This window comes from Micromonospora sp. NPDC051141 (assembly GCF_044455765.1).
Classification (GTDB): domain Bacteria; phylum Actinomycetota; class Actinomycetes; order Mycobacteriales; family Micromonosporaceae; genus Micromonospora.
This window is the reverse complement of the sequence record NZ_JBITFD010000006.1, coordinates 294529-316880: the sequence shown is the minus strand read 5'-3', so window position 1 is coordinate 316880 and position 22352 is coordinate 294529. Positions and strand designations below refer to the sequence as shown.

Here is a 22352-nt window from a genome sequence, read left to right as displayed (position 1 = left end):
AGGCTTGTCATGGTGGCACCGTCACTGGTGGCGGCCGACACGAAACTGCGCGAGCGCGTCCGGCTCGGCAACGGCAGCAGTTATTTCGTCGTACTCATGCTGATGCCGCTCTCGGAGCTGGTTCTGGCCTACCTGATCTACGGCGCGAACCGACCCGACCTGGCCAGCTACGCCGCGGTGGGCCTGACGGCGGCCGTCCTGGCGTACAACTCGGTCTTCTTCCTCGGTGTGGTCATCGAGCGCGAGCGGATCGCCGGGACGCTGACGTTCCTGTTGCAGACACCGGTGCCCCGTCTGGTCTGGATCACGGGCTACCTGCTGGCCGGTTTCGCCGAGGCCGCGTTGATCGGCGCCGTCGCCATCACCTTCAACATCACCGTGCTGGACATCCGGCTCGACCCCGGATACCCGGCACTGGCGATGACGGTTCTGCTGTACCTGTTGGCGGCGTGGGGCTTCGGTGCCGCGCTCTCCGCGCTGGCTGTCCTGGTGAAGAAGACGGCCAGCCTGGCCAACCTGATCTTTCCCGTCATCACCTTGCTGGGCGGCTTCTACTACCCCCTCACCGCGTTACCGGCTGTGCTGCGGGTCCCGGCGCACCTGCTGCCCTTCGGCGCCGCCACGGAGGCGATGTCCCTCGCCGCCCTCCGGGCCCCGTCGGTAGCGGAGATGCTGCCCGAACTCGTCCCGCTCGCCACCCACGCTGTCGCCTGGTGCGCCGCCGGCTTGCTCAGTCTGCGGTGGGTGGAGCACCTGATCAGGAACAAAGGGGACGTGGATCTCTACTGAACGGAGTCCGACATGACGTACATCGTTGGGTTGAACGCCGGCTCGGCCGCCTCGCACGATCCGAGCGCCTGCGTGGTGGACGAACGCGGTCGCGTGCTCGCGTTCATGGAGGAGGAACGTCTGAGCCGGGTCCGGCACGCTCCGGCCCAGGCCCCGCTCCTGGCCCTTGACCGGTGCCTCGATCTCGCCGGTATCACCGTCGACGACGTCGATGCGGTCGCCGTCGGCTGGGACGAGCCCCGGATGTCGGAGCGCCAGGGGAAGCCCTGGGGCTTCACGTCGGCGGGCGAGTTCCTGACCGGCCTCGGCTTCCGCGCCTCGGCCCTTCCCGATCTGCAGTTCGTGCCGCACCACCGCGCGCACGCGGAGTCGGCGTTCCAGGCGAGTTCCTTCGACAGTGCCGCGGTTCTGGTCGTCGATGGCAACGGCGAGGACGAGTCGATCTCCGTCTTCCACGCCCGCCGGGGTGTTCCCCCGACCCGGGTGGCCTGCTGGCCCCGCGTACACAGTCTGGGTTATCTGTACGAGGAGACCAGCAAGTGGCTGGGACTCAGCCGCCTCGACGCGGGGAAGACGATGGGCCTGGCGGCCTACGGTCGCAGCCGTGGCATCGAACCGCCCGACTGGATCAAGCTCACGCCGGACGACGGCCTGTGGTCGCTCGTGGGAAACCATCCCGACTGGGACTACGCGGAGATCCGGGACTTCTGGCGACAGGAGATCAGGCGTTTCTCCGGTCTCGACCGGTGCCGCACGGCGGTGCCCGACCTTGCCCGGGACGATCTCGCCGTCCGAGTCGCCTGGGCCGCGCAGTCAGTGGTGGAGCGGGCGATCGCCGATCTGGCCGACCTGGCGCGGAGATCGACCGGCGAACGCAATCTCTGCATCGCTGGTGGCGTGGGGCTCAACTGCGCGGCCAACGGCCGGCTGCCCGGACCCCTGTTCGTTCCTCCCGTGCCGCACGACGCCGGGGTGGCCGTCGGCGCCGCGTGGGCGCTGGCCCGGCGGCCGGATCGCGAGCCACTCTCGCCGTATTCCGGGGATCTTCCCGGCCACCCCTCCGACGTCGGGCAGTGGCAGGCTCACCGGACGGCCGCCGATCCCGATCTGGTCGTCGGCCTGCTGCTGCAGGGCAAGGTCGGGGCGGTGTGCCGAGGTCGGAGCGAGGTCGGCCCGCGCGCCCTCTGCCACCGCTCCATCCTCGCCTCGCCCGTCCCGGCCGACATGCAGGACCGCGTCAACGCGGTGAAGCGCCGGGAGCGCTGGCGTCCCTTCGGGCCGGTGAGCAATGCCGACACCGGCCTGTGGAAGTCGGCCGGGGACCTCGAGCGCTACATGGTGGGCGCCGCCGAACTGACCCCGGAAGGCGCGGAGGTCCTGCCCGGGGTCACCCACGTGGACCACACGACACGGCCGCAGCGGCTCGGTCCCGACGACGAGCCGTTCGTGGACGCGGTGCTCACCGGACTTGGCGGCGCGGGCCACCCATCGGTGCTCATCAACACCTCTTTCAACGGTCCCGGACAACCGGTGGTCGAGACCGCGGATCAGGCGCTGCGCTGCGCCGCCACGCTGGGCCTGGACTTCCTGGTGCTCAACGACGACCTGTTCATCTCGCGCCAGGACACCTCGCGCCATGCCGGCTGACGCCTCCCGGCCCCGCGTCTCGGTGCTCATGCCGACCTACCGGCACGGTTGGGTCGTCCGGCGGGCCCTGGCGAGCCTGCGGGCGCAGACGCTCCAGGACTGGGAGCTGATCGTCGTCGACGACGGCTCGCCGGACGACACGCGCCAGGTGTTCGCCGACGAATCCCGGGACGGGCGGATCAGCTACCACCGGCTTGACGAGAACCGCGGGCTGGGCCACGCCCTGAATGTCGCCACCGACCTGGCGCGGGGCGACTACCTCGCCTACCTGCCGTCCGACGACGTCTACTTTCCCGATCATCTGGCGCTGCTCAGCGACTCACTCGACCAGCATCCGCAGGCGTGCCTGGCTTATGGTGGTGCGCAGACGCACCGCCACTGGGCGGGGAGTCGGGGCCTCACCCTGCTGGGCGACGAGCCGCTGACCGCCGCGGGCGCGCCGGGGTGGCCGGCGAACCCGCTCGCGCTGGTGCAGGTCATGCACCGGCGGCTGCCGGGGTCGGTCGGCCGGTGGCCGACCCGGTCCGAGATCGAGTCGGACACGCTCGAGATGGACCGGTGGAGCCGGCTGCTCGCCGAGGGCGCGACGTTCGTCTGTTGCGGTCGGGTCACCTGTGAGTGGACCGACCACCCCGACCAACGACACAAGATCATCGGCGAGACCCACGAACAGCGGACCGACCGGGTGCCGGGGGCGCCGACGTCAGGCCGTGGACTGGCCGCCTACCGCGAGTTCTACGGCGTCGGCCGGCAAACCGTCAACTGGCAGCCCCGGCGGGGACCACGGATGGACGAGAGCGCCCGCTACGCCGACGTCACGGACGATCCAGGCGCCCCGGCCCCGGACGGTCTGCGGATCCTGCTCGTCGGCGAGCTGGGCTTCCATCCGGACCGGATCCGCGCGCTCGCCGACGACGGCCACGAACTGCACGGCCTCTGGACGCCCGCGCCCGAGACGTGGGACGCCACAGGACGACTGCCGGTCGGGTGGGTGCGGCACGTGCCGTACGACCGGCACTGGCGCCAACGGGTACGCGAGCTGAGACCCGACGCGATCTACGCGCTGCTCAACACCGCCGCCGTCCCGCTGGTGGACGAGGTGGTCCGGGCCGACCTCGGCATCCCGCTGTTCTTCCACTTCAAGGAATCGGCGTTTCACTGCCTACGGCTGGGCATCTGGGACCGACTGGTCCGCATCCTCGAGGCCTGCGACGGGCAGATCTTCATCAGCCAGGAGAATCTCGAGTGGTTCGCCAGCTACGTGCCGCACGCCGTCGGCCGCAAACCCGTTCTCCTGCTCGACGGCGATCTTCCCCGCCGCGCCTGGATGACGCGCGAATGGGCGGCCCGACCGGCCGAGTGGGGCTCGGAACCACACACCGTCTGTGCCGGCCGCCCGACCGGCGTGGCGGAACTCGAAGACGTGTTACGCGCCGGCATCCATCTGCACCTCTACGGCTCGCACTTCCACACCTGGTACGAGGATCTGGTACGGCGTCACCACGGGTCCGGGATGCTGCACCTGCACGACACCGTCGAGCCGCAGCAGTGGGTACGCGAGCTGTCCCGGTACGACGCCGCGTGGCTGCACGGGCACGAGCCGGCCAACCACGGCGACATCCGGGCCGCAAGCTGGTCGGATCTCAACCTGCCGGCCCGGCTGGGGACCTACGCCGTCGCCGGTCTGCCGTGGATCTTCCGAGACGGTGGGCTCGCCCGCACGTCGATCAGGTCTCTCGCCGAGCGTCTGGACGTCGGCATACCCTTCCGGACCGCGGCCGACCTGGCCGACCGGCTGCGCGACGAGAGCGGCCTGCGGCAGCTCACGACGAACATGCGCGTGCGACGCGAGCAACTCGCCTTCGACACCCAGGTACCCGATCTCGTCCGGTTCTTCCGCGGCGCGCCCACCGCCGCGGCGCCTGACGTCGCACCACGACAGCCAGAACTGACCACAGGAGGTCACCGATGACGACCAGCGGCACGATCGCGCTCTCGGCCGTGGTGATGGCGCATCCGAAGCGGCAGGCACACGCGGAGGCGCTCTGCGCCAAGTACCCGGAGCTCGGGCTTCGGCTGGTCCTCGACCCGGACCCCACGGGACCACCCAGCTCGGTTCGGGCGGGCAGACTGGCCTGGCTCGCCGCCGCCGAGGACTGCACCCATCATCTCGTTCTCGAGGACGACGTCGACCTGTGCGACGGCTTCCTCGACCACCTCCGTGGCGCCCTCGCGGCTCAACCCGAGGCGGTCGTCTCGCTGCATACCGCCTGTACGTCTCGGGTGTCGTTCTCGGGTCGCCTCGCCACCATGCGCAGTTCACCGTGGGCGCCGGTCATCGGCGACTACGTGCCCACCGTCGCGGCCGTCATGCCCCGATCCCTCGCCGTCGGCTTCGGCGCCTACATCGACCGGCACGCTGAGCTGAGCGACCACAACGACCTCCTGCTCAAGCGTTATCTCGAGGGGGTCGCCGTCCCACGCCTCGTCACGGTGCCCAACCTCAGCGACCACCTGCCGTTCCCGAGCATCGAGGGGAACCGCACGCCGGACGGCCGGCGGGCGATGTGCTTCGATCGGGCCACCGGGCCGGTGGAGTGGCAGCGGCCACCGGTGGACCCGCCCGTGGTCCCCTACCTGGGGCCCGGACCGCACCGGCACGCGGTGGCGTACCTCCGGCAGCCTGACGGGCGGGTCAGCATTCGTCCGGCGGTCGAGGTGATGGCGGAGTGCGGCGTCCGCCTGGACCGGCTGGCCGCCCAACTCGCCCCCCACGCGGAGCGTTCGCCGCGTCTCACCGAGTATCTCGGCGACATTCTCTTCCAACTGTGGTGCACCGCCGCGCTGCTGGGCGTCGCCTACCGGCTCACCACGCCCTCGGCCTCCGACCCGGAGATCGGTTCGGTACTGGCCGAACCGCTCGTCCGCGAGACGTTCGAGTCCTGGGCCGGCGGCGTCGTCGAGAAGCGGGCGCCGGAGACCCTGTGGCCGGGACTGCGCCGCCACCTGGCCGTGGTGCTCAGCGCCGGAACCCGCGCGGGCGCCGACGGCTTCGAAGCCCCGGCCCCCTACCTGCTCGACCGTCCCGGCCGTCACTGAGACCTGACGCACGTCCATCAAGAAGGGATCCTGATGTCCTCCAACGCCCTCGGAATCACCGTGGTCACGCCGACGCGCGGACGTTCGGAACTGGTCGCCAAGCTGCTGCGCAGCCTGCGCGACTGCGCGGAAGCAGCCGAGTTCGACGTCGAGGTCATCGTCGTCGACGACTCGCCCCCGGCCGAGTCCACCGCCATCAAGGCTCTCTGCGTCGACTTCGGCGCCGACTACGTCAGCGGTCCCCGAGCGGTGGGCCGCAAGCGGAACCTGGGGGCCCGGCGGGCCCGACACGACCTGGTGCTCTTCATCGACTCGGACTGCGTGGCGACCGACAGCTTGTTGCGCGCGCACTGGGAGGCGCACCTGAAGGCCGGTGACAACGTGGCTGCGGTGGCCGGTCCGACCCGCTTCTACGGAGGCACGACGTTCAGCGCCCGCCTCACCGAACGATCAATGGTGTACGAGGCGTTCGACGCCCCACGCACCCATGCGCAGGTTCTGTGGGGCACCACCTCCAACCTGTCCGTGCGGCGCGACGTCTTCCTCGCGCAGGGCGGCTTCAGCGAGCGGCCCCTCACCGTGGTGGGCGGCGAGGACGTAGACCTCGGTATCCGCCTCTACGAAGCCGGCTACGTCACCTCGACGGCGCCGGACGGCCTGGCCCTGCACGCGCGCTCGTCGGGCCTGGCCGTACGACGCTCGCTGGCCAAACTCTTCACCTACGGGCGAGCCGACAACTGGCTGTGTCAGGAACATGGGCAATATGTGATATTCCATCCCAACCCGGTCGTGCTGGGCGCTCTGGGCGGGGCCGTGGGCGCCCTGGTGCCGACGCGACGGCGCGGTGTCGCCACGGCAGCGCTGGCGGCGTTGCCCGTCGTGCTGTGCGCGATCCGGGAACTGGCCCGCCGGCGCAACCTCAAGGGCCGCGCGGACCTGCTTGACGTCGGCGCGGTCGTCCTGGACTGGAGCTACGACCTCGGGGTAGCGGTGGGTGCCATTCGAGCCGGTGCCCCCACGTTGACTCTCACCCGCTTCGACTACCACCCGCAGGACAAGTTCGTGCCGCACAGCGACGACGACGGGGCGACGTTGGGTCACCTCGGCCAACCGTGACCGACCGTCGTCCGGGAGCCTTCGTCGCCTACCGTGGCGGACGACCGTGCGCCTCGCTGGCGTCCTCGTCGCGCCACGCGACCCGGACGACGCGCGTCATCCGCTCCAGCGGGCGGCGCCGGAGGTGGCCATAGCCGTCCAGGGGTGACACCGCGGCCGGCGGCCGTTGGCCGGCACGGGCCTCCGGTGACGACGCTCGTGCCCGGCGTCATGCGGACGCCGGTGTCGCAGACCGTTACGCCAGCCTCTCCCGGGCCGCCCGGCCGCCGGAGTGCCGTGCCCAGCCGTCTCGACGAACCCGCTCTCTCGTGCTGCCGTCGCGCATCGGCCACGACGAACCCCGTGACCAGGTGGCCCGCCTCGACGGCGCGACGCGCACGTCTTCCCGCTGACCCGTGGAGTGCCGCCCCGGCCGGACAGGGTCCGGGTGCAGGCGTACGGAGCCGGTCCTCGCCCCGCCGATAGTCTATGTTGACTTACGGTGCCTCTCGCCGTCGGGCGCGTGTCCCTCCGGTGAGGTCCGGGCCAGCTCCCGCGCACCTGTCCGGGTGGCGAGATCGCGGGCGGCGCCGCCGGACGGGCCTTGTATAGTGATTTCACCGCCTCCGACCTGGCGTGAGCTGCTTGCTGAAGCAGCCGGGGCGGCCGACAGGAATCAGGCGACTCACATGAACATTGATCGGGATCGCGCCGGCACGTGCTACCGGGTCCAGATTGTGGCGGAAGTCCTGGACGGCGACGGGCCGCCGCCGATCATCACGGCACGGGTCCGGATCGATTCCGAGCGGGAAGCGCAGATTGTGGAGCTGTCGGTCGTCGCCCCGGAGGGGGTGAACGAGGTCGCCCGGTCGATCGACTTCGACATGCTGGCGCAGTCGCTGTGCAGTGTGGTGGCGGCGACCCTGCCCACCGGGCCGCCGCCCGGAGGCGACGGCGGCCGGGCCCGCCGCGCGAAACCTGACCGCCCCTATCGACGGATGCCGCAGGCCGATCTGGTGGCCGGCGAGTTCCGCCGAACCGGCAGCGTGGGGAAACTGGCCGAACACTTCGACGTCCCGCGCTACACGGCACAGGCGTGGGTGGACCGGCTTCGGCGCAGCGGCGTGCTGGAGACGTCTGCGCGGTGACGAGCGCCCGCGCGCTGCGGTGGGACGGGACGCACGCCGCGCGGTGCTCCGTCCGTCAGGTCCGGTCGCCGGCACGGACGGCGCGCGAGTGCAGTTCCCGTGCGACCTCCGCCACCGCTCGGGCGCTGACGCCGTGTGCCTCCAGCATGCCGCGCTGATCGTCCACCCGGTTCCCCGGTCGGCCGGTCACGGCTACCCGGCGCACGGGCAGCCCCAGCTCGGCGGACACCACATCCGCCACCGCGTCGCCGAGTCCACCCTGCGGGCGGTGTTCTTCCACGGTGACCACTCCGGCGCGGCCCCGGCAACCGGAGAGAAGCCCGTCGCGGTCCAGCGGGTGCAGCGTGTGCAGGTCCAGCACCTGCGAATCGATGCCGTCGTCGGCCAGTCCCCGGGCCGCGTCCAGCGCGAAGAGCAGCGGCAACGGACCGGCCGCGACGAGTGTGACGTCCGCACCCTGCCGCAGCGGTCGGATCCGGCCGAGCCGAAGGTCGGGCACCCGACCCGGTACCACCGGCGTGGCCGAACGGCCCAACCGCAGATAGCTGGGTCCCGGCAGGTGGTGCATCTGCTGAACGACGGTGCCGATCTCACGAGCGTCCCCCGGCACGACGAGCGTCAGATCGGCCAGGGCGCGGATCACGGCCAGATCCTCCAAGGCGAAATGGGTCGTGCCGAAGTGCGCCGCCGCGAGGCCGCCGTGCGTCGCGATCACCCGCACCGGCAGTTGGGGACCCACGACGTCCAGCTTGAGGAACTCCCCGGCACGCAGGCTGGCGAAGGCGGCCATGGTGTGCACGTACGGGATGAAGCCGCGTCGCGCCAGCCCGGCCGCCACGGTCATCAGGTTCGCCTCGGCGATGCCGACGTTGACATAGCGCTCCGGGAACCGCTTGCCGAAGCTGTTCTCCAGGCCGCCGGTGTCGGAGTCGAGACAGATCACCCGCTCGTCGGCGCTCGCCAGCGTCAACAGGGCCTCGCGGTACGCGGCGCGGGGGTCCGGACCGAGGACCGCTCCTCCGCCGGGCTCCGGGGACAGCCCGACGATCGCGGGTGGGTCGTCCGCGGTTGCCGGGACGGGACGCAGATGCGTCGGCGAGGTTCTGTTCACGAGTTGCCTTCCGAGGTCGAGCGTTGCAGCGCGGCCATGGCCCGTTGCACCAGGACCGGCTTGAGCTTGGCGTAGTGTCCGGCGGCCCGATGTTCGAGGAACGGCACGCCCCGACCCTTCACCGTCCGGGCGATGACCGCGACCGGGCGGTTCGCGGACGGCGGCAACGCGTGGCGCAGGGCGGCGATGTCGTGCCCGTCGACGACGCGCACCTCCCACCCGAAGGCCGCGAACTTGGCGTCGAGCGGCTCCAACCCGACGCAGTCCTCGGTTCGCCCGGTGATCTGGAGCCCGTTGCGGTCGATCACCGCGACGAGTCCGGAGAGTCGTTGGTGTCCCGCCAGCAGCGCGGCCTCCCAGATGCTGCCCTCCTGCAGTTCGCCGTCGCCCAGCAGTGTGTAGACGTGCCGGTCGCCGCCGTGCAGCCGCTCGGCCAGGGCCAGCCCGATGGACAGTCCGAGTCCGTGGCCCAACGAGCCGGTCGCGAACTCGACGCCGGGCAGGTCAGCGGGCGGGTGCCCGAAGAGCCGGCTGTGGGGGCGGGCGAAATCCGCCAGTTCCTCGGCGGGAATGCGACCGAGCTGGGCCAGGACGCTGTACAGGGCCGGCGCCGCATGACCCTTGCTGAGGACGAAGGAGTCGCCCGGACGTAGCAAGTCGGCGTACAGCACGGCGAGCAGGTCCGCGCAGGACAGGCTCCCACCGACGTGCGCACCCTCGGGACTGCCGGCCATCCGGATCACGTCCTGGCGGATCCGTCGGGCCATTGCCGCGGAATCCCGCTGTGCCACGGTCGTCGCCGGTACGTGCGCTGTCGACGCCGGGCGGGGGGCGTCGGCCCCCCCGGCGGTGTGCGACGGGCCGGTGCTGGTCTCGGCGGCCAATCTGGCTCCTCGCTTCGGTGTCGGATGGCGATCGGACGAACCGGCTCAGTCCCGGCGCAGCACCTGCCGCCAGTCCGGAGCAGGGTGGGAGCGGGTCATCCGCCGGATCACGTCGAGGTGCTCCCACGTCTTCTCGAAGGCGTCGGCGTACCGCTGCAGCAGTGGCGCGGCGGCCGGGTCCAGGTGCCGGCGCTGCAGGCACAGCGATCCCTCGACGACGGCCACCGTGACCGGGAAACGCTCGGCCACCTGCGCCAGGACGGTCGACTCGGGCAGCTCTGCCGGCCGGAACGCCGGGTGCGCCGGGAGCGGGACGACCTGGTACTGGGAGACGGGCACTCCCTCGGCTCGAAGCACGCGGTGCAGGACGGCGCGCAGGGCGGCTCGGTACCGCGGCGACAGTCCGAGGTCGTCCGGTTCCGGCATCAGGCGCAGAATGTGCCAGGCGTGGGTGCGTCCGGGCGGGACGACCGGAACCCGCAGTCCGGGCAGTTGCGCCAGCCGGTCGAGAAAGTGGCGGATCGCCGGCTCGCGGCGGCGCGCGTTGTCCGCGAAGCGGGTGAGCTGCGAGAGGGTGAAAGCAGCGGCGAGTGGTGCCATCCGGGAGTTCGACGCGACCTGGTGAGCGATGTAGGTCCGCGCCCCGGACGGCGTCCGCTCACCGAAGTTGCGCAGGCGGACCAGTTGCTCGTGGAGCGCGTCGTCCCCGGTCGTGACGAGCCCACCTTCACCGCAGGTGGGCAGGTTCTTGTGCGGGTGCAGGCTGAAGCAACCGGCGGTGCCCAGTGCGCCGACACGGCGACCGTCGAGCTGTGCGCCGTGCGCCTGGGCGGCGTCCTCGACGACGGGGACGCCGAGCCGGGCGGCCAGCTGGTTCAGCGCCGGCATGTCCGCGGGCAGCCCGTGCAGGTGCACGGGGAGCAACGCGGCCGTGCGTGGCCCCGCGGCCGAGGCGGCGGACCGCGGGTCCATCGTGTAGGTCTCCGGGTCCACGTCCGCGAACACCGCGGTGCCTCCGACCGTGTGCACGGCGTGGGCTGTCGCGTTCATGGTCAGGGCCGGGACGACCACGGTGTGGTCGGGACCGATCCCACAGGCCCGCAGCACCAGCTCCAACGCGGCGGTACCCGAGGCCACGGCCACGCAGTGCCGGGTCGCGGTGGCGTCCGCCCAGGCCCGTTCGAGGCGACCGATCTCCGGCTCTCCGGGGGTGGCGGCGTTCAGCTTGCCGCTGCGCAGTACGCGAAGTACGGCCTGCTCGTCGTCGGCGGTGACGATCGGCCACGTGCCGCCCGGGATGCCCGGAGGGACCGCCCGGGTCCCGCCGAACAGGGCGAGAGTGGTTCCACCGGGCGGCCTGTCGGTCGAGGTGCCGGCGGCGTCAGGCAGCGGTGACGGGGAAGGCGCGGGAACGGACGTTCTCCGAGGGTGCAGACTCTTGTGGACTCTTGTCGTGTCGGAGCCCGCAGGAAGCGGTTCGACTGCCCGGTCGCCCTCGATGTCCGGCCCGTTTTCGATCACTTTGACGGCATCAGTCAGGTGAGATTGCCGATTCATCTTGACCTCTGCGGGGTGTGGTGTTCGTAGAGTGTGTGTTAGCTTTTGCAGTGTGTTGGTGCAGACAGTAGACATGCGAATCGTAGGAGGCAACCCATGACCACGGCGCTGAGCGCGCAGTGCCCCGAGTGCCGGGGCCGGGTGGACGTGTCGGGGGGCCTGCTTGTGGCCGAGATCGTCGTTTGTCAGCACTGCTCCGGCGAACTCGAGGTGGTGGCGACGAACCCGGTGCTGCTCGCCCGTGCGCCCGAGCCGGAAGAGGACTGGGGCGAGTAGGGGCGGTACTCGCCACCTCCGGCCGCGCAGCCGGTGGTCGACGATGAGGTGAGAGGAGGCTCCGATGAAGGTCAGCGTCCTCGGTGCGGCTGGCTACGCCGGCGGTGAGCTGTTGCGACTGGTCCAGGATCATCCGGAACTGGAGTTGGCGCAGGCTCTCTCACGCCGCCACGCGGGTCGGCCGGTCGGGGAGGTGCACCCCAACCTCCACCATCTCGGGATGGTCTTTCACCCCCCAGCCGAGCTGGAGCCGGTGGACACCGCGTTCCTCGCCCTGCCCGCGGGAGCCGCCGTGGAGGCGGAGCCCATGGTCGGTGAACGAGCCGAGACGATCATCGATCTGAGCCCGGATTTTCGCGCCGGCGCTCGGTCGGCGTCGGGTGAGGCATACCGGACGGGGCTGCCCGAGCTGTTCGCCGACGACCTCGCGGGCGCCCGCCGGATCAGCGTGCCCGGCTGCATGGCCACCGCCGCCGTGCTGGCCCTGGCCCCGTTGCAACGGGCCGGCCTGGTGCACGGCGACGTCGTGGTGGACGCCCTGGCCGGTTCGTCGGGCTCCGGAGCCGAACCCGGGCCGGCGTCGCACCACGCCGAGCGGGCACGTGCGTTCCGCGTCTACCGTCCCGCGGGCCACCGGCACGAGGCGGAGATCGCCGCGCTGGCCGGGGTACGAGCGCGGATGACGGTGACGGCCGTTCCGGCGGTACGCGGCGTTCAGGTCCTCTGCCACGTCACGCCGCCGCGGCCGGCCACCCGTCCGGACGTGCTGCGGGTGCTGCGGGACGCCTACCGGGACAGCCCGTTCGTGCGGCTCGTGACCCGTGGGCGGGGAGTGCACCGGCTGCCCGATCCGCAGTTCCTGTCGGGCAGCAACTTCGTGGACATCGGATGCGCGGTGGACGACGACGGCCGACGGATCGTACTCGTGGCCGCACTGGACAACCTGGTGAAGGGAGCGGCCGGCGGTGGGGTGCAGAGCCTCAACGTTGCCCGTGGGCTGCCCGAGACGGCGGGCCTCGGCTTTCCCGGCCTGCACCCCGCCTGAGCGCCCCTCACCGCCGGTGGGGGCGTCGACAGCGCAGTGACGAAGAGGTGGTGGGACATGGCCCGACACGCGGCGGGATCCCCGGCGGCGCTCAGCCACCTGTGCCGGGACGGGGTGATCGTGGTCAAGGTGGGCGGTGACGTGGATTCGGCACCGGTGCTGGACGAGGTGACCGAGCTGGTCGCCGCCGGTCGGCCGACGGTGCTGGTACACGGCGGTGGTATCGCCGCCGACGAACTGGCCGACCAACTCGGCGTCGCGCGCGAGGTGATCACCTCGCCGGACGGCACGCGTAGCCGGCGCACCACTCCGGCCATGCTCACCGTCCTCACCCTGGCGCTGCTCGGGCGGGTGAAGCCGGAGTTGCTCAGCGGGTTGCGCGCGCGGGGGGTGCGGGGGGTTGGCCTGTGCGGCGCCGACGGCGCTCTGATCACCGCCTCGCGCAAGCCGGTCATCCGGTCGGTGCGGGACGGGCGGACGGTGCTGATCCGCGACGACCGGTCCGGGCGCATCGAGCACATCGACCCCACGCTCGTGCGCCTGGTGCTGGAACACGACGTCGTCCCGGTGGTCTCTCCGCCGGTCAGCGACGCCGAGGGGAACCTTCTCAACGCGGACGCCGACGGGGTGGCCGCCGGACTGGCCGAGGCCCTGGACGCGTCCGCGCTGGTGCTCCTCACCCGCGTGTGCGGGGTGCTGGCGGACCTCGACGAACCGTCGAGCCGACTCCGTGAGGTGGGTCCGCACCATCTGGCCGGCGATCTCGTACGCGGACGGATGCGGCACAAGGTGCGGGCGGCGTTACGGGCCAGTCGGACGGTGGGACGGGTCGCCATCGGCGGCGGGAACCACCACCGGCCGATCCGGCACGCCCTCTCCGGCGGCGGGACCTGGGTGTGTGAGGGGAGCGTGGCATGAGCGACCAGCGGGTCGCCCTGCCGGTGCCCCCACGGACGGCGACGCCGTCGACACGTCCGGCCGCGTCGGTCGGGCCCGCGACGCTGCCCGAGGACTACCCCGGCTGGTTGTTGAGCAGGGTGCTCGCCATCCCCTCGGTCTCGGGCGAGGAACTCCCCGTCGCGACCTTCCTGGCCGAGCAGATGGCCGGGCTCGGCTTCGACGCGTACGTCGACGACGTGGGCAACGTCCATGGTGTGATCGGCCCGGACGGCGGGTCCACCGTGATGCTGCTCGGACACATCGACACGGTCCCGGGGGAGGTCCCGGTGCGCCGGACCGGCGACCTGCTCTACGGCCGCGGTTCCGTGGACGCCAAGGGCGCGATCGTCACCATGATCTGTGCTGCGGCGCGCAGCAGCGACGTACGCGTGCACGTGGTCGGCGCGGTCGGCGAGGAGGTGCCCGGCTCGCGCGGCGCGCGGCACGTGCTGGCCACGGTGCCGGCTCCGGCCGCGGTGGTCATCGGCGAGCCCAGCGGCTGGGACGGCGTCTGCCTGGGCTACAAGGGGCGTACCGGCATCGGTTACGAGGTGCGCCGGCCACCGCTGCACACCAGCAGCCCGGAGCCGACCGCCGCGATGTGCGCCGTGCGTTTCGTCCAGCAGGTGTGTGACTACCTCCGCGAACTGTCGCCGGCGCAGGACCCGGTCGCGTTCGGCGCCGCCACCGGCGCCGTCACCCGACTGCACGGCGACCTGACCCGGGCCGAGGCGTTCCTCACCTGCCGGGTGCCGCCCGGGTTCGACTTCGCGGCGCTGGAACACTTCGCGCGCGGTCTTCCCCACGACCGGATCTGGTTCGACGAGCAGGTGCCCGGGGTGACCCGGCCACAGGCCGACCCGGTGGTGAGTCAGCTCTCCGCCGCGATCGCCGTCCACGGCGCGCGGCCCGTCCGGAAACGCAAGGCCGGTACCTCCGACATGAACACCGTCGACCGGTGGGGCGTGCCGATGGCCGCCTACGGGCCCGGCGACGCGCACCTGGATCACACCGCCGACGAACACGTCTCCATCGACGAGGTGCACCGGGCCATCGACGTGCTGACGTTCGCCCTGCCCCGGATCGCGCGGCAGTTGGCCCCGCCCCCCGCCGGAGCCGCCGGCAACCGCGCCCCGACCGACGCCCGCGCCACCGTCCGGAACGGCGGTGACCGTCCCGAGCCCACCGCCCGCCGGACGTCGGTCCCACCGGGGCCGACCGACACCCGTTCCTGATGCTTCGCCGAGGGGAAGCCACCGATGGACAGCTCCCACCAGATCGACCAGGTGCGCCATACCACCGCCCGAACGCCGGATCGGACCGGAACGGCCGGACGTGACACGGGCGGCGGGAGCGGGCCGGCCCTGGGCCCGCCGTGCGCCGACCATCTGACGGAACACGGCTGGGCGCACGGCCGCCTGCGCGCGTCGGCCGACGGTCCCGACTGGCGACGGTTCGCGTCGTGCTGGGACAACCTGGTGACGGACAGGTACCTCGGGCAGGCGCGGTGCGTTCGCCGTCGCCGGTACGGCAGGCTCCTGGCCCACCGCGACGGGCGCCTGGAGCCCCTGCACGGCACGGAGTTCTTCCAGAGCCGGGCGATAAACCCGGTGTTCGGAGATCAGGTGCGGGTGTTCGAGCCGCTCACCGCCGACGCGCTTGCCTGCTCCCGGTTCGTCGAGGTCCTGCGCGAGTCCGTGGCGCTGGTGAACGAGGTGGCCGGCGCCCGGGACTGGGAACTCGGCGTGCACTTCATCCGGGTGGTCGGCGACCGGGACGCGGGCTCCGAACCGGCGCCGGAGGGGCGGCACTCGGACGGTCACGAATATGTGTCGATCCACCTGGTCGGACGCCACCGGTGTGTGGGCGGAGAGAACCGGGTGTACCGGCGCGGCGCACCGGTGGCGGAGTACGCGACCACCATGACCGAACCGTTGGAGACCCTCGTCCTGCACGACACGACGACGGAGCACGCCGTGAGCGAGATCCGCTCGGCCGATCCACACGGGTCGGGTTGGCGCGACACGTTGATCGTTGATTTCGACCCGGTTCGCGATCCGGCCGGCCCGGCGGGGCGTACGCACCGCTGGCTGAACTGACGGAGGAACGGATGCGACATGTGGCAGACGGGCTGGTTCCCGCCCGCGGGGGCGACCGGGTCGCCCGGAGAATCCCCGCGGCGGCGCCGGTTCCGGAGTTCTGCGTACTGAATGTCGACGACCTGCTCAACAATCGGGGGACGACCGGCATCGCCGACACGGATCACGGCCGGCTGAACGTCTGGGGGAACTCCTTCCCCGCCGAGGAGCTTCCCGAGCCGGGTGCGCTGATCACGGTGGACGGCGTGCCTTTCCGGTGGCCGCGCGGTCACGTCGACGGCGACAACGTGCGGTGCGAGGGGCAGGTCATCGACCTGCCCTCCGGTCGGTACGAGTGGGTATACCTCCTGGCCGCCTCCGAACGACGCAGCGAGGACACGCTCTGGGTGTTCTACGACGACGGCCACGCCGACCCGTTGCCGCTGGGCGTCTCGGACTTCCTGGACGGCACCCCGGTCTTCGGGGAGAAGCCCGCCTTTCGCACCGGTGGCATGCACTACCCGCACCATGTCCAGCCGAACCTGCCCACCACGATGTGGTCGTGCCGGGTGGGCGTGCCGCGTCGGGGCAACGCCCACGCGCTGCGTCTGCCGCGACTGGTCGCGTTGCACGTCTTCGCCGTCACGCTGCTGACCTCGGCGGACGCGCGCGCCGCGGACGGGAGCGCGAGATGACCACGAACGCGCGGTCGGTCCAGCTCTGGACGCGTGACCTCGGCAGTTGCCTGCACGCCACCCTGGCCACGGTGTTGCTGCACGGTGGGTACGATCCGGTCACGGTCCTCGGCGCGCCATGGGAGTTCCGCCGCCGGCCCGGTGCCTGGAGCCCGGAGGAGTACTACTTCCTGGCGGAGCCGGACTCGCTCGCCAAGCGGCTCGCGCTCTTCCACCCGTTCGAGTCCCGCTGGCACCACGGCGGGGACGGTGGACTGGAGCAACTCCGGGACGCGTTGGCCGTGGGAGTGCTGCCCATCGTCGCGGTGGACAACTTCCATCTGCCGTTCCGTCCCGCCTACCGCGACGTGCACGCGGCACATCTGCTGGTGGTGTATGGGATCACCGCTACGGAGGTGTTCGTCTCCGACGCGCAGCCGCCGGCCTTCCAGGGGCCGATCCCGACCGCCGACTTCCTCGCCAGCTGGGGCTCCCTCAACCCGGCCGACGACGCGGACGTCTTCTTCAGTGCCAGCCCCAGCGGCCGGCGCTGGCTGCGTGCCGTCATGCGGGGGCCCGTCCCGGAGCCCGACCGGCGGTGGCTCGGGCACGTGATCCGGGAGAACGTCAGGCGGTACCGGCAGGAGACAACGGCGGACGTGCAGACCGGCCTCGCCGGACTACGCCGTTACCTCGACGAGCTCTGCTCCCTCCGACCGGGCACCGGGGCCGCCGCCGATGCGCTGAGTGAGCTGTACGTGATCAGCTGGAACATCCAGGCGCAGGCCGGCCTGCACGCGGAATTCCTCCGGCGTGCGGGGGTCCGGTGGGCCGTCCTCGAACTGGCCGAGGCCGCCGCCGCCGTGGACGCCGTCGCCCACGGCTGGACCGCGGTGCGGATGACCGGCGCGCACGCGCGGGTCTGGCAACGGCGCCGTTTCGACGAGCTTCGCTGGCACAGCGCCGAGCTGGTACGCCGCCTGGAGGTCGCACTCGCCCGGCTCGACCGGGCCGCCGACGCGGTCTCCGGGTGAGTGGCCCACCGACGACCGGCCGTGACCGTGAGCCTCCCGAAGGGACCGAAGTGGACAGAAGGAACCTGCCGATAGCCATGATCGCCTCCCGGGTCCGCCTCGAGGAGCGCCTCATCCTCCAAGCGCTGGAGCGACGTGGGGTGCGCCACGAGCACGTCGATCCACGCAAGCTCACCGTGCTGCTCAAGGGCGACCGGCCTCCCTATCGAGCCGCGTTGATGCGGGAGGTGAGCCACAGCCGTGCCGTCTCCGTCGCGGCCACCCTGCACGCCCTCGGCGTCCCCACCCTCAACCGGCCGGCGGTGCTCGACGTCTGCGGGGACAAGCTCCGCACCACGCTGGCGCTGCGCGGCGCGGGGCTGCCCGTCCCCGAGGCGGCGGTCGCATGGGGCGCCGCGTCGGCGCTGGACGCCATGTCCGAGATCGGGTTCCCGGTCGTCGCGAAGCCGGTGACGGGATCCTGGGGGCACCTGACCGTGCGCGTCCACGACCGGGAACAGGGCCGCGCCATCATCGAGCACCGAGCAGCCCTGCCGGGCCCGCAGCAGCACGTGTTCTATCTTCAGGAACACATCGACAAGCCCGGCCGGGACATCAAGGTGTACGTCGCCGGAGACCGCGTGGTCTGCGCCATCTACAAGAACGCGGTCGACGACTGGAGAACGAACACCGCCATCGGCGGCGCGGCGACCCCGTGCCCGGTCACCGCCGAACTGAGCGCGCTCGCCGTCGCGACGGCGCACGCGGTCGGGGGCGGCTTCCTCGGCGTCGACCTCCTTGTCGACAAGCAGGACCGGCTGTACGCCAACGAGGTCAACCACACACCCGAGTTCCACGGCGCGATCGACGCCACCGGCGCGGACGTCGCCGGCTTCATCGTCGACTGGGCGGTGGCCGAGCTGGAGGCGGCGGAAGCGGCCGCACGGGCGTGACGACCGGAGACCCGCCCCGCCTGCTCGCGCTCTGGAGCGCACCGCGTTCGCGCTCCACCGCGTTCTTCCGGATGATGCTGGAGCACCCGGATGTGCTGTCCCTGCACGAGCCGTTCTGCAACATCTCGAACGACGGCAGCACCCGGGTCGGTGACCGGGTGGTCTCCTCGGCGGACGACCTCGTCGATGCGCTGCTCACCCTCTCCGGCGAGCGGACGGTGTTCTTCAAGGACACCACGGACTGCCGGTACGACTGCATCTTCGAACGCCGCGACTTTCTCCGGCACGCACGGCACACATTCCTGCTGCGGGACCCGCGGGAGATCATCCCCTCCTTCGCCGCCCTCAAGGCGGACATGGCCGTGCACGAGGTCGGCATCGAGTACCTGTACCGCATCCACCGGGCGGTGCGCGAGGCCGGAGGCGACCCGGTGGTCCTGCACTCGGACGACTTCGTCGATCGGCCCGAGCGCACGGTGCGGGCGTACTGCGCCGCGGTGGACCTGCCGTTCCGGGCCGACCTGCTGCGCTGGGAGCCGGGCGAGCGGCCGGAGTGGAGTCAGTCCGCCCGGTGGCACACCGACGTCAGCGTCAGCTCGACGGTCCGACGCGGCCACGCCAGATATCCCCGGACGATCGACACCGACGCGTTGCTGCGCATCTTCTACGAGCATCACCTGCCCTTCTACGAAGATCTCGACCGGCGGCGGCTACGGATCTGACAGCGTCGACGTGAGGGTCACGTGCGGCCACGTGTCATCAGCTCGCTTACCGACGCACGCTCGGGTGGCCATGGCGGGGGAGCGTCGGTAATCGTCGGACGGACGACGGCGAGCACGGCTCGGGAAACAATCAGGACGGCCAGCAGCTCGCCCGCACCCCCGGAGGAAGCCGTCATGACCGTCTGCGACGTCACCCTGGAGCCGAGCTTCGTCGTCGCGCCTGTGCCGCCCCGGATCTTCGGCACCCTGGTCGAGCACATGGGCCGGTGCGTCTATGGCGGAGTCTTCGAGCCGGGCCACCCCACGGCCGACGGCACGGGCCTGCGGGCCGACGTCCTCGAACTGACCCGGGAACTCGGCGTGACGGTGGCCCGCTATCCCGGGGGGAACTTCGTGTCGAGCTACGAGTGGGAGGACGGGGTCGGACCGGTGGCGACCCGTCCGACGCGCCTGGAGCTGGCCTGGCGACAGCTTGAGCCCAACACGTTCGGGCTCAACGAGTTCATGACCTGGGCCCGACGTGCCGACGTCGAGCCGATGATGGTGGTGAACCTCGGCACGCGGGGCGTCGCGGACGCCTGCAACCTCATCGAGTACACCAACTTCGCCGGCGGTACCAAGTACTCGGACATGAGGATCGCCCACGGCGCCCGGGACCCGTACGGCATCAAGCTGTGGTCGTTGGGCAACGAACAGGACGGCCCCTGGCAGGTCGCGCAGAAGTCGGCGGTCGAGTACGGGCTCGCCGCCGCCGAGACGGCCAAGGCGATGAAACGCATCGACCCCTCCATCGAGGTGGTGTCATGCGCCAGCGCCTGGCGGTTCCTGCCGACGATGGGTAGTTGGCAGGCCACCGTGCTGGAGCACGCCTACGAGTATGTGGACTACGTCTCGGTGCACGCGTACTTCGAGCCGATCGAGGGTGACCAGGCCGGTTACCTCGCCTCGGGACTGGTGATGGAGAACCTGATCGAGGCGGCGATCGCCACGTCCGACCATGTGGGCGCCAAACAGCGGTCGAAGAAGAAGCTGAACGTCGCCTTCGACGAGTGGAACCTGTGGTACGAGAGCCGTTTCAACATCGACGATCACTACGCGGACCGCAGCCTGGAGTGGGAGGTGGCACCCCGTCTGATCGAGGACACGTACACCGTCGAGGACGCCGTGGCGTTCGCGGGCATGCTGATGAGCCTGCTGCGGCACAGCGACCGGGTCACGGTCGCCTGCCTGTCCGAGCTGGTGAACGTGATCGCTCCGATCCGGGCCGAGCCGGGCACCGCCGCGTGGCGTCAGACGATCTTCCACCCGTTCGCGCAGATGGCGCGGTACGCCCGTGGCGACGTGCTGCGCGTCGAACCGCGGGTGGGCACGCTGCACTCGCCGACCTACGGTGACATTCCGGCGGTCGACGTCCTGGCCACCCGCGAACCCGAGCGGGGCGAGGTCGCGGTCTTCGTGGTGAACCGCCAGGACCAGCCGGCCACGTTGCGGGCGACGCTCGGCGCGCTGCCTGAGATGTCCGTCGTAGCGCACGTGACCCTCGGCGGTGGGGCGCTCTCCAACACCAACACCGAGACGGCGCCGAACCGGTGCGTACCGGTCGACAGCGATGCGCACAAGATCGTCGACGGGCGGCTGGAGGCCCAACTGCCTCCCGTCTCCTGGACGATGCTGCGCCTCGTTCCCACGGCCGTGCTCGCCACCGTCGACCCACGGTGAGCTGCCGGCCCGACCATGTTCCCGCCCAGCCGGCACCGCACGGCCGGCGATTCCCCGATCACAGGTGACAGCCACGGGAGGCGAACGATGGAACCGCTCGCTCCTGGCATGGACCCCGACGAGTTCCGACGTCTGGCCCATGTCTCGGTCGACCTGGTCGCCGACTACCTGGCCGGCCTTCCCGACACGCCGGTCTTCCGACCGATGTCTCCGCGGCAACGACGGCACCTGACCGATCAGGTGCTTTCCGAACACGGCGTCGCCCCGGCGTCGCTCATCGAGGACTTCGCCGAGAACATCCTCCCGTACGCCATGGGCAACGGTCACCAACGCTTCTTCGGTTGGGTCAACTCGCCACCGGCACCGATCGGCATCATCGCCGAACTGCTGGCGGCGGCCCAGGGCCCCAGTTGCGACGTCGGTGACATCGCCTCCCTGTACCTGGAGTCTGCGGCGGTGCGGTGGCTCGCCGAGCTGGTCGGCTATCCGTCAGAGGCGATGGGAATCCTGGTCAGCGGTGGCTCCATGGCTACGCTCACCGGGCTCGCCGCGGCGAGGCAGTGGTTGGCCGAGACGGACGGCTGGGACGTCCGCGCCGACGGGGTGGGTGGGGCCCCGGACGGTCGACCCGTGGTCTATGCCAGCGATGAGGCGCACAGCTCGGTCCGCAAGGCCGTCGAGCTGTTGGGCCTCGGGTCTCGCTCGATCCGTCAGGTCCCCACCGACGAGCGACACCGGCTCGACCCCGTACGGCTGGCGCAGATGGTGGCAGCGGACCGGACCGCGGGGATGCGGCCCTTCTGTGTCGTGGCCACCGCCGGCACCACCAGCACCGGCGCGGTCGATCCCTTCGAGTCCGTCGCCGACGTGTGCGCCCGGCACGGACTGTGGCTGCACGTCGATGGCGCGTACGGGGCGCTCGGAGGCCTGCATCCCGACCTCCGTGACGCCTATGCCGGTCTGTCCCGCGCTGACTCGCTGACGGTCGACCCGCACAAGTGGCTGTCGGTCCCGGTCGAGTGCGGCTGCGTGCTCGTACGCGACAAGGAACTGCTGCGCCGGACGTTCAGCCTGGTCCCACCGTACCTGTTCGTGGAGGTGGGCAAGGGGATCGGTGGTCCACCCTCCTACGCGGAGTACGGTTTCCAACAGACTCGCGGGTTCCGGGCGTTGAAGCTCTGGATGACGCTGGCGCACGCCGGCCGAGGCGGCGTCACGGACCTCGTCGTCCGCCACGTGGGCCTGGCCCGGCAGATGGCAGAGCTGGTCGACGCCGCTCCGGACCTGGAACTGGCCGTGCCGGTGCAGTTGGCTGTCGTGTGTTTCCGGTACGTGGGCGTCGGGAGCCGGGATGACGCCGACCTGGACGCTCTCAACCGTGCGGTCGAGGTGCTCGTGCAGAGCGACGGCCGGGCCTTCCTGACGAGTACCGTCGTCAACGGCCGATTCGTCCTGAGGGCCAGTGTGCTGCACCACGGCACGACCCTGGACGACATACGGGTGCTGCTCGACGCCGTTCGGGAGTTCGGCGCGCGGGTCCAGGAGCAGGGCATCGGGTCGGTCGAGGTGCCGGCCTCAGCCTTTCACTGAGCGGCACGACCCG

Annotated in this window: 20 protein-coding genes; 17 read left to right on the top strand and 3 right to left on the bottom strand. The window is 71.2% G+C overall.

What is annotated here, in order from left to right; translation table 11 throughout:
- The first annotated feature begins 9 nt into the window (after nucleotides 1-9).
- The 6 genes from ACIA6B_RS14795 to ACIA6B_RS14770 all read left to right on the top strand — a co-directional run bounded on the left by ACIA6B_RS14795 (nucleotide 10) and on the right by ACIA6B_RS14770 (nucleotide 7778).
- Nucleotides 10-789, top strand: coding sequence for an ABC transporter permease (locus ACIA6B_RS14795; protein WP_396773586.1), 780 nt, complete (start codon nucleotides 10-12; stop codon nucleotides 787-789).
- Between the two features lie 12 nt (nucleotides 790-801).
- The gene (locus tag ACIA6B_RS14790) at nucleotides 802-2436 is read left to right on the top strand and encodes a carbamoyltransferase C-terminal domain-containing protein (protein ID WP_396773584.1); all 1635 of its coding nucleotides are present in this window, start codon (nucleotides 802-804) and stop codon (nucleotides 2434-2436) included.
- Entirely contained in the window at nucleotides 2426-4408 is a 1983-nt protein-coding gene (locus tag ACIA6B_RS14785; RefSeq protein WP_396773583.1) for a glycosyltransferase family 2 protein, read from the top strand. Before ACIA6B_RS14790 ends, ACIA6B_RS14785 begins: the two co-directional genes overlap by 11 nt.
- Nucleotides 4405-5535, top strand: coding sequence for a hypothetical protein (locus tag ACIA6B_RS14780; RefSeq protein ID WP_396773581.1), 1131 nt, complete (start codon nucleotides 4405-4407; stop codon nucleotides 5533-5535). Before ACIA6B_RS14785 ends, ACIA6B_RS14780 begins: the two co-directional genes overlap by 4 nt.
- 33 nt (nucleotides 5536-5568) lie before the next feature.
- On the top strand, nucleotides 5569-6651 hold the full coding sequence (locus ACIA6B_RS14775) for a glycosyltransferase family 2 protein (RefSeq protein WP_396773580.1): 1083 nt from the start codon (nucleotides 5569-5571) through the stop codon (nucleotides 6649-6651).
- 668 nt (nucleotides 6652-7319) lie between these two features.
- A complete protein-coding gene (locus tag ACIA6B_RS14770) occupies nucleotides 7320-7778 on the top strand; it encodes a hypothetical protein (RefSeq protein WP_396773579.1) in 459 nt (152 codons plus the stop codon).
- Nucleotides 7779-7833: 55 nt separating this feature from the next.
- Here ACIA6B_RS14770 and ACIA6B_RS14765 read toward each other — a convergent pair whose 3' ends face one another.
- From ACIA6B_RS14765 to ACIA6B_RS14755, 3 genes are all read right to left on the bottom strand, one after another.
- Complete coding sequence (locus tag ACIA6B_RS14765; RefSeq protein ID WP_396773578.1) at nucleotides 7834-8889, bottom strand: transketolase family protein; 1056 nt, start codon at nucleotides 8887-8889, stop codon at nucleotides 7834-7836.
- The gene (locus ACIA6B_RS14760) at nucleotides 8886-9656 is read right to left on the bottom strand and encodes a transketolase (RefSeq protein WP_396773576.1); all 771 of its coding nucleotides are present in this window, start codon (nucleotides 9654-9656) and stop codon (nucleotides 8886-8888) included. The genes ACIA6B_RS14765 and ACIA6B_RS14760 overlap by 4 nt, the downstream gene beginning before the upstream one ends.
- Nucleotides 9657-9818: 162 nt before the next feature.
- Nucleotides 9819-11330 carry a DegT/DnrJ/EryC1/StrS family aminotransferase gene (locus ACIA6B_RS14755; protein ID WP_396773672.1) on the bottom strand — a complete coding sequence of 504 codons (1512 nt, stop codon included), beginning with the start codon at nucleotides 11328-11330 and terminating at the stop codon, nucleotides 9819-9821.
- A 96-nt stretch (nucleotides 11331-11426) separates the two neighbouring features.
- Between ACIA6B_RS14755 and ACIA6B_RS14750 the strand changes: the two genes are divergently transcribed.
- The 11 genes from ACIA6B_RS14750 (at nucleotide 11427) to ACIA6B_RS14700 (ending at nucleotide 22339) form a co-directional block, all read left to right on the top strand.
- Complete coding sequence (locus ACIA6B_RS14750) at nucleotides 11427-11606, top strand: lysine biosynthesis protein LysW (RefSeq protein ID WP_396773575.1); 180 nt, start codon at nucleotides 11427-11429, stop codon at nucleotides 11604-11606.
- Between the two features lie 64 nt (nucleotides 11607-11670).
- Nucleotides 11671-12651, top strand: a complete 981-nt coding sequence (argC, locus tag ACIA6B_RS14745) for an N-acetyl-gamma-glutamyl-phosphate reductase (RefSeq protein WP_396773573.1) — start codon at nucleotides 11671-11673, stop codon at nucleotides 12649-12651.
- 57 nt (nucleotides 12652-12708) lie between these two features.
- Complete coding sequence (locus ACIA6B_RS14740; protein WP_396773571.1) at nucleotides 12709-13569, top strand: acetylglutamate kinase; 861 nt, start codon at nucleotides 12709-12711, stop codon at nucleotides 13567-13569.
- The gene (locus ACIA6B_RS14735; RefSeq protein ID WP_396773570.1) at nucleotides 13566-14825 is read left to right on the top strand and encodes a M20/M25/M40 family metallo-hydrolase; all 1260 of its coding nucleotides are present in this window, start codon (nucleotides 13566-13568) and stop codon (nucleotides 14823-14825) included. The genes ACIA6B_RS14740 and ACIA6B_RS14735 overlap by 4 nt, the downstream gene beginning before the upstream one ends.
- Before the next feature lie 24 nt (nucleotides 14826-14849).
- Nucleotides 14850-15689 carry a 2OG-Fe dioxygenase family protein gene (locus tag ACIA6B_RS14730; RefSeq protein WP_396773568.1) on the top strand — a complete coding sequence of 280 codons (840 nt, stop codon included), beginning with the start codon at nucleotides 14850-14852 and terminating at the stop codon, nucleotides 15687-15689.
- A gap of 11 nt (nucleotides 15690-15700) precedes the next feature.
- Nucleotides 15701-16363: a hypothetical protein gene (locus ACIA6B_RS14725; RefSeq protein WP_396773566.1), complete on the top strand. Its 663-nt coding sequence runs from the start codon at nucleotides 15701-15703 to the stop codon at nucleotides 16361-16363.
- Entirely contained in the window at nucleotides 16360-17376 is a 1017-nt protein-coding gene (locus ACIA6B_RS14720; RefSeq protein ID WP_396773564.1) for a BtrH N-terminal domain-containing protein, read from the top strand. Before ACIA6B_RS14725 ends, ACIA6B_RS14720 begins: the two co-directional genes overlap by 4 nt.
- 50 nt (nucleotides 17377-17426) lie before the next feature.
- Nucleotides 17427-18308 (top strand): lysine biosynthesis protein LysX, encoded by an 882-nt coding sequence (lysX, locus tag ACIA6B_RS14715; protein WP_396773562.1) that lies wholly within the window; start codon nucleotides 17427-17429, stop codon nucleotides 18306-18308.
- Nucleotides 18305-19030 (top strand): hypothetical protein, encoded by a 726-nt coding sequence (locus ACIA6B_RS14710; RefSeq protein WP_396773561.1) that lies wholly within the window; start codon nucleotides 18305-18307, stop codon nucleotides 19028-19030. The genes lysX and ACIA6B_RS14710 overlap by 4 nt, the downstream gene beginning before the upstream one ends.
- Before the next feature lie 174 nt (nucleotides 19031-19204).
- A complete protein-coding gene (locus tag ACIA6B_RS14705; protein ID WP_396773560.1) occupies nucleotides 19205-20749 on the top strand; it encodes an alpha-N-arabinofuranosidase in 1545 nt (514 codons plus the stop codon).
- A gap of 108 nt (nucleotides 20750-20857) precedes the next feature.
- On the top strand, nucleotides 20858-22339 hold the full coding sequence (locus ACIA6B_RS14700; protein WP_396773558.1) for a pyridoxal phosphate-dependent decarboxylase family protein: 1482 nt from the start codon (nucleotides 20858-20860) through the stop codon (nucleotides 22337-22339).
- Nucleotides 22340-22352: the final 13 nt, after the last annotated feature.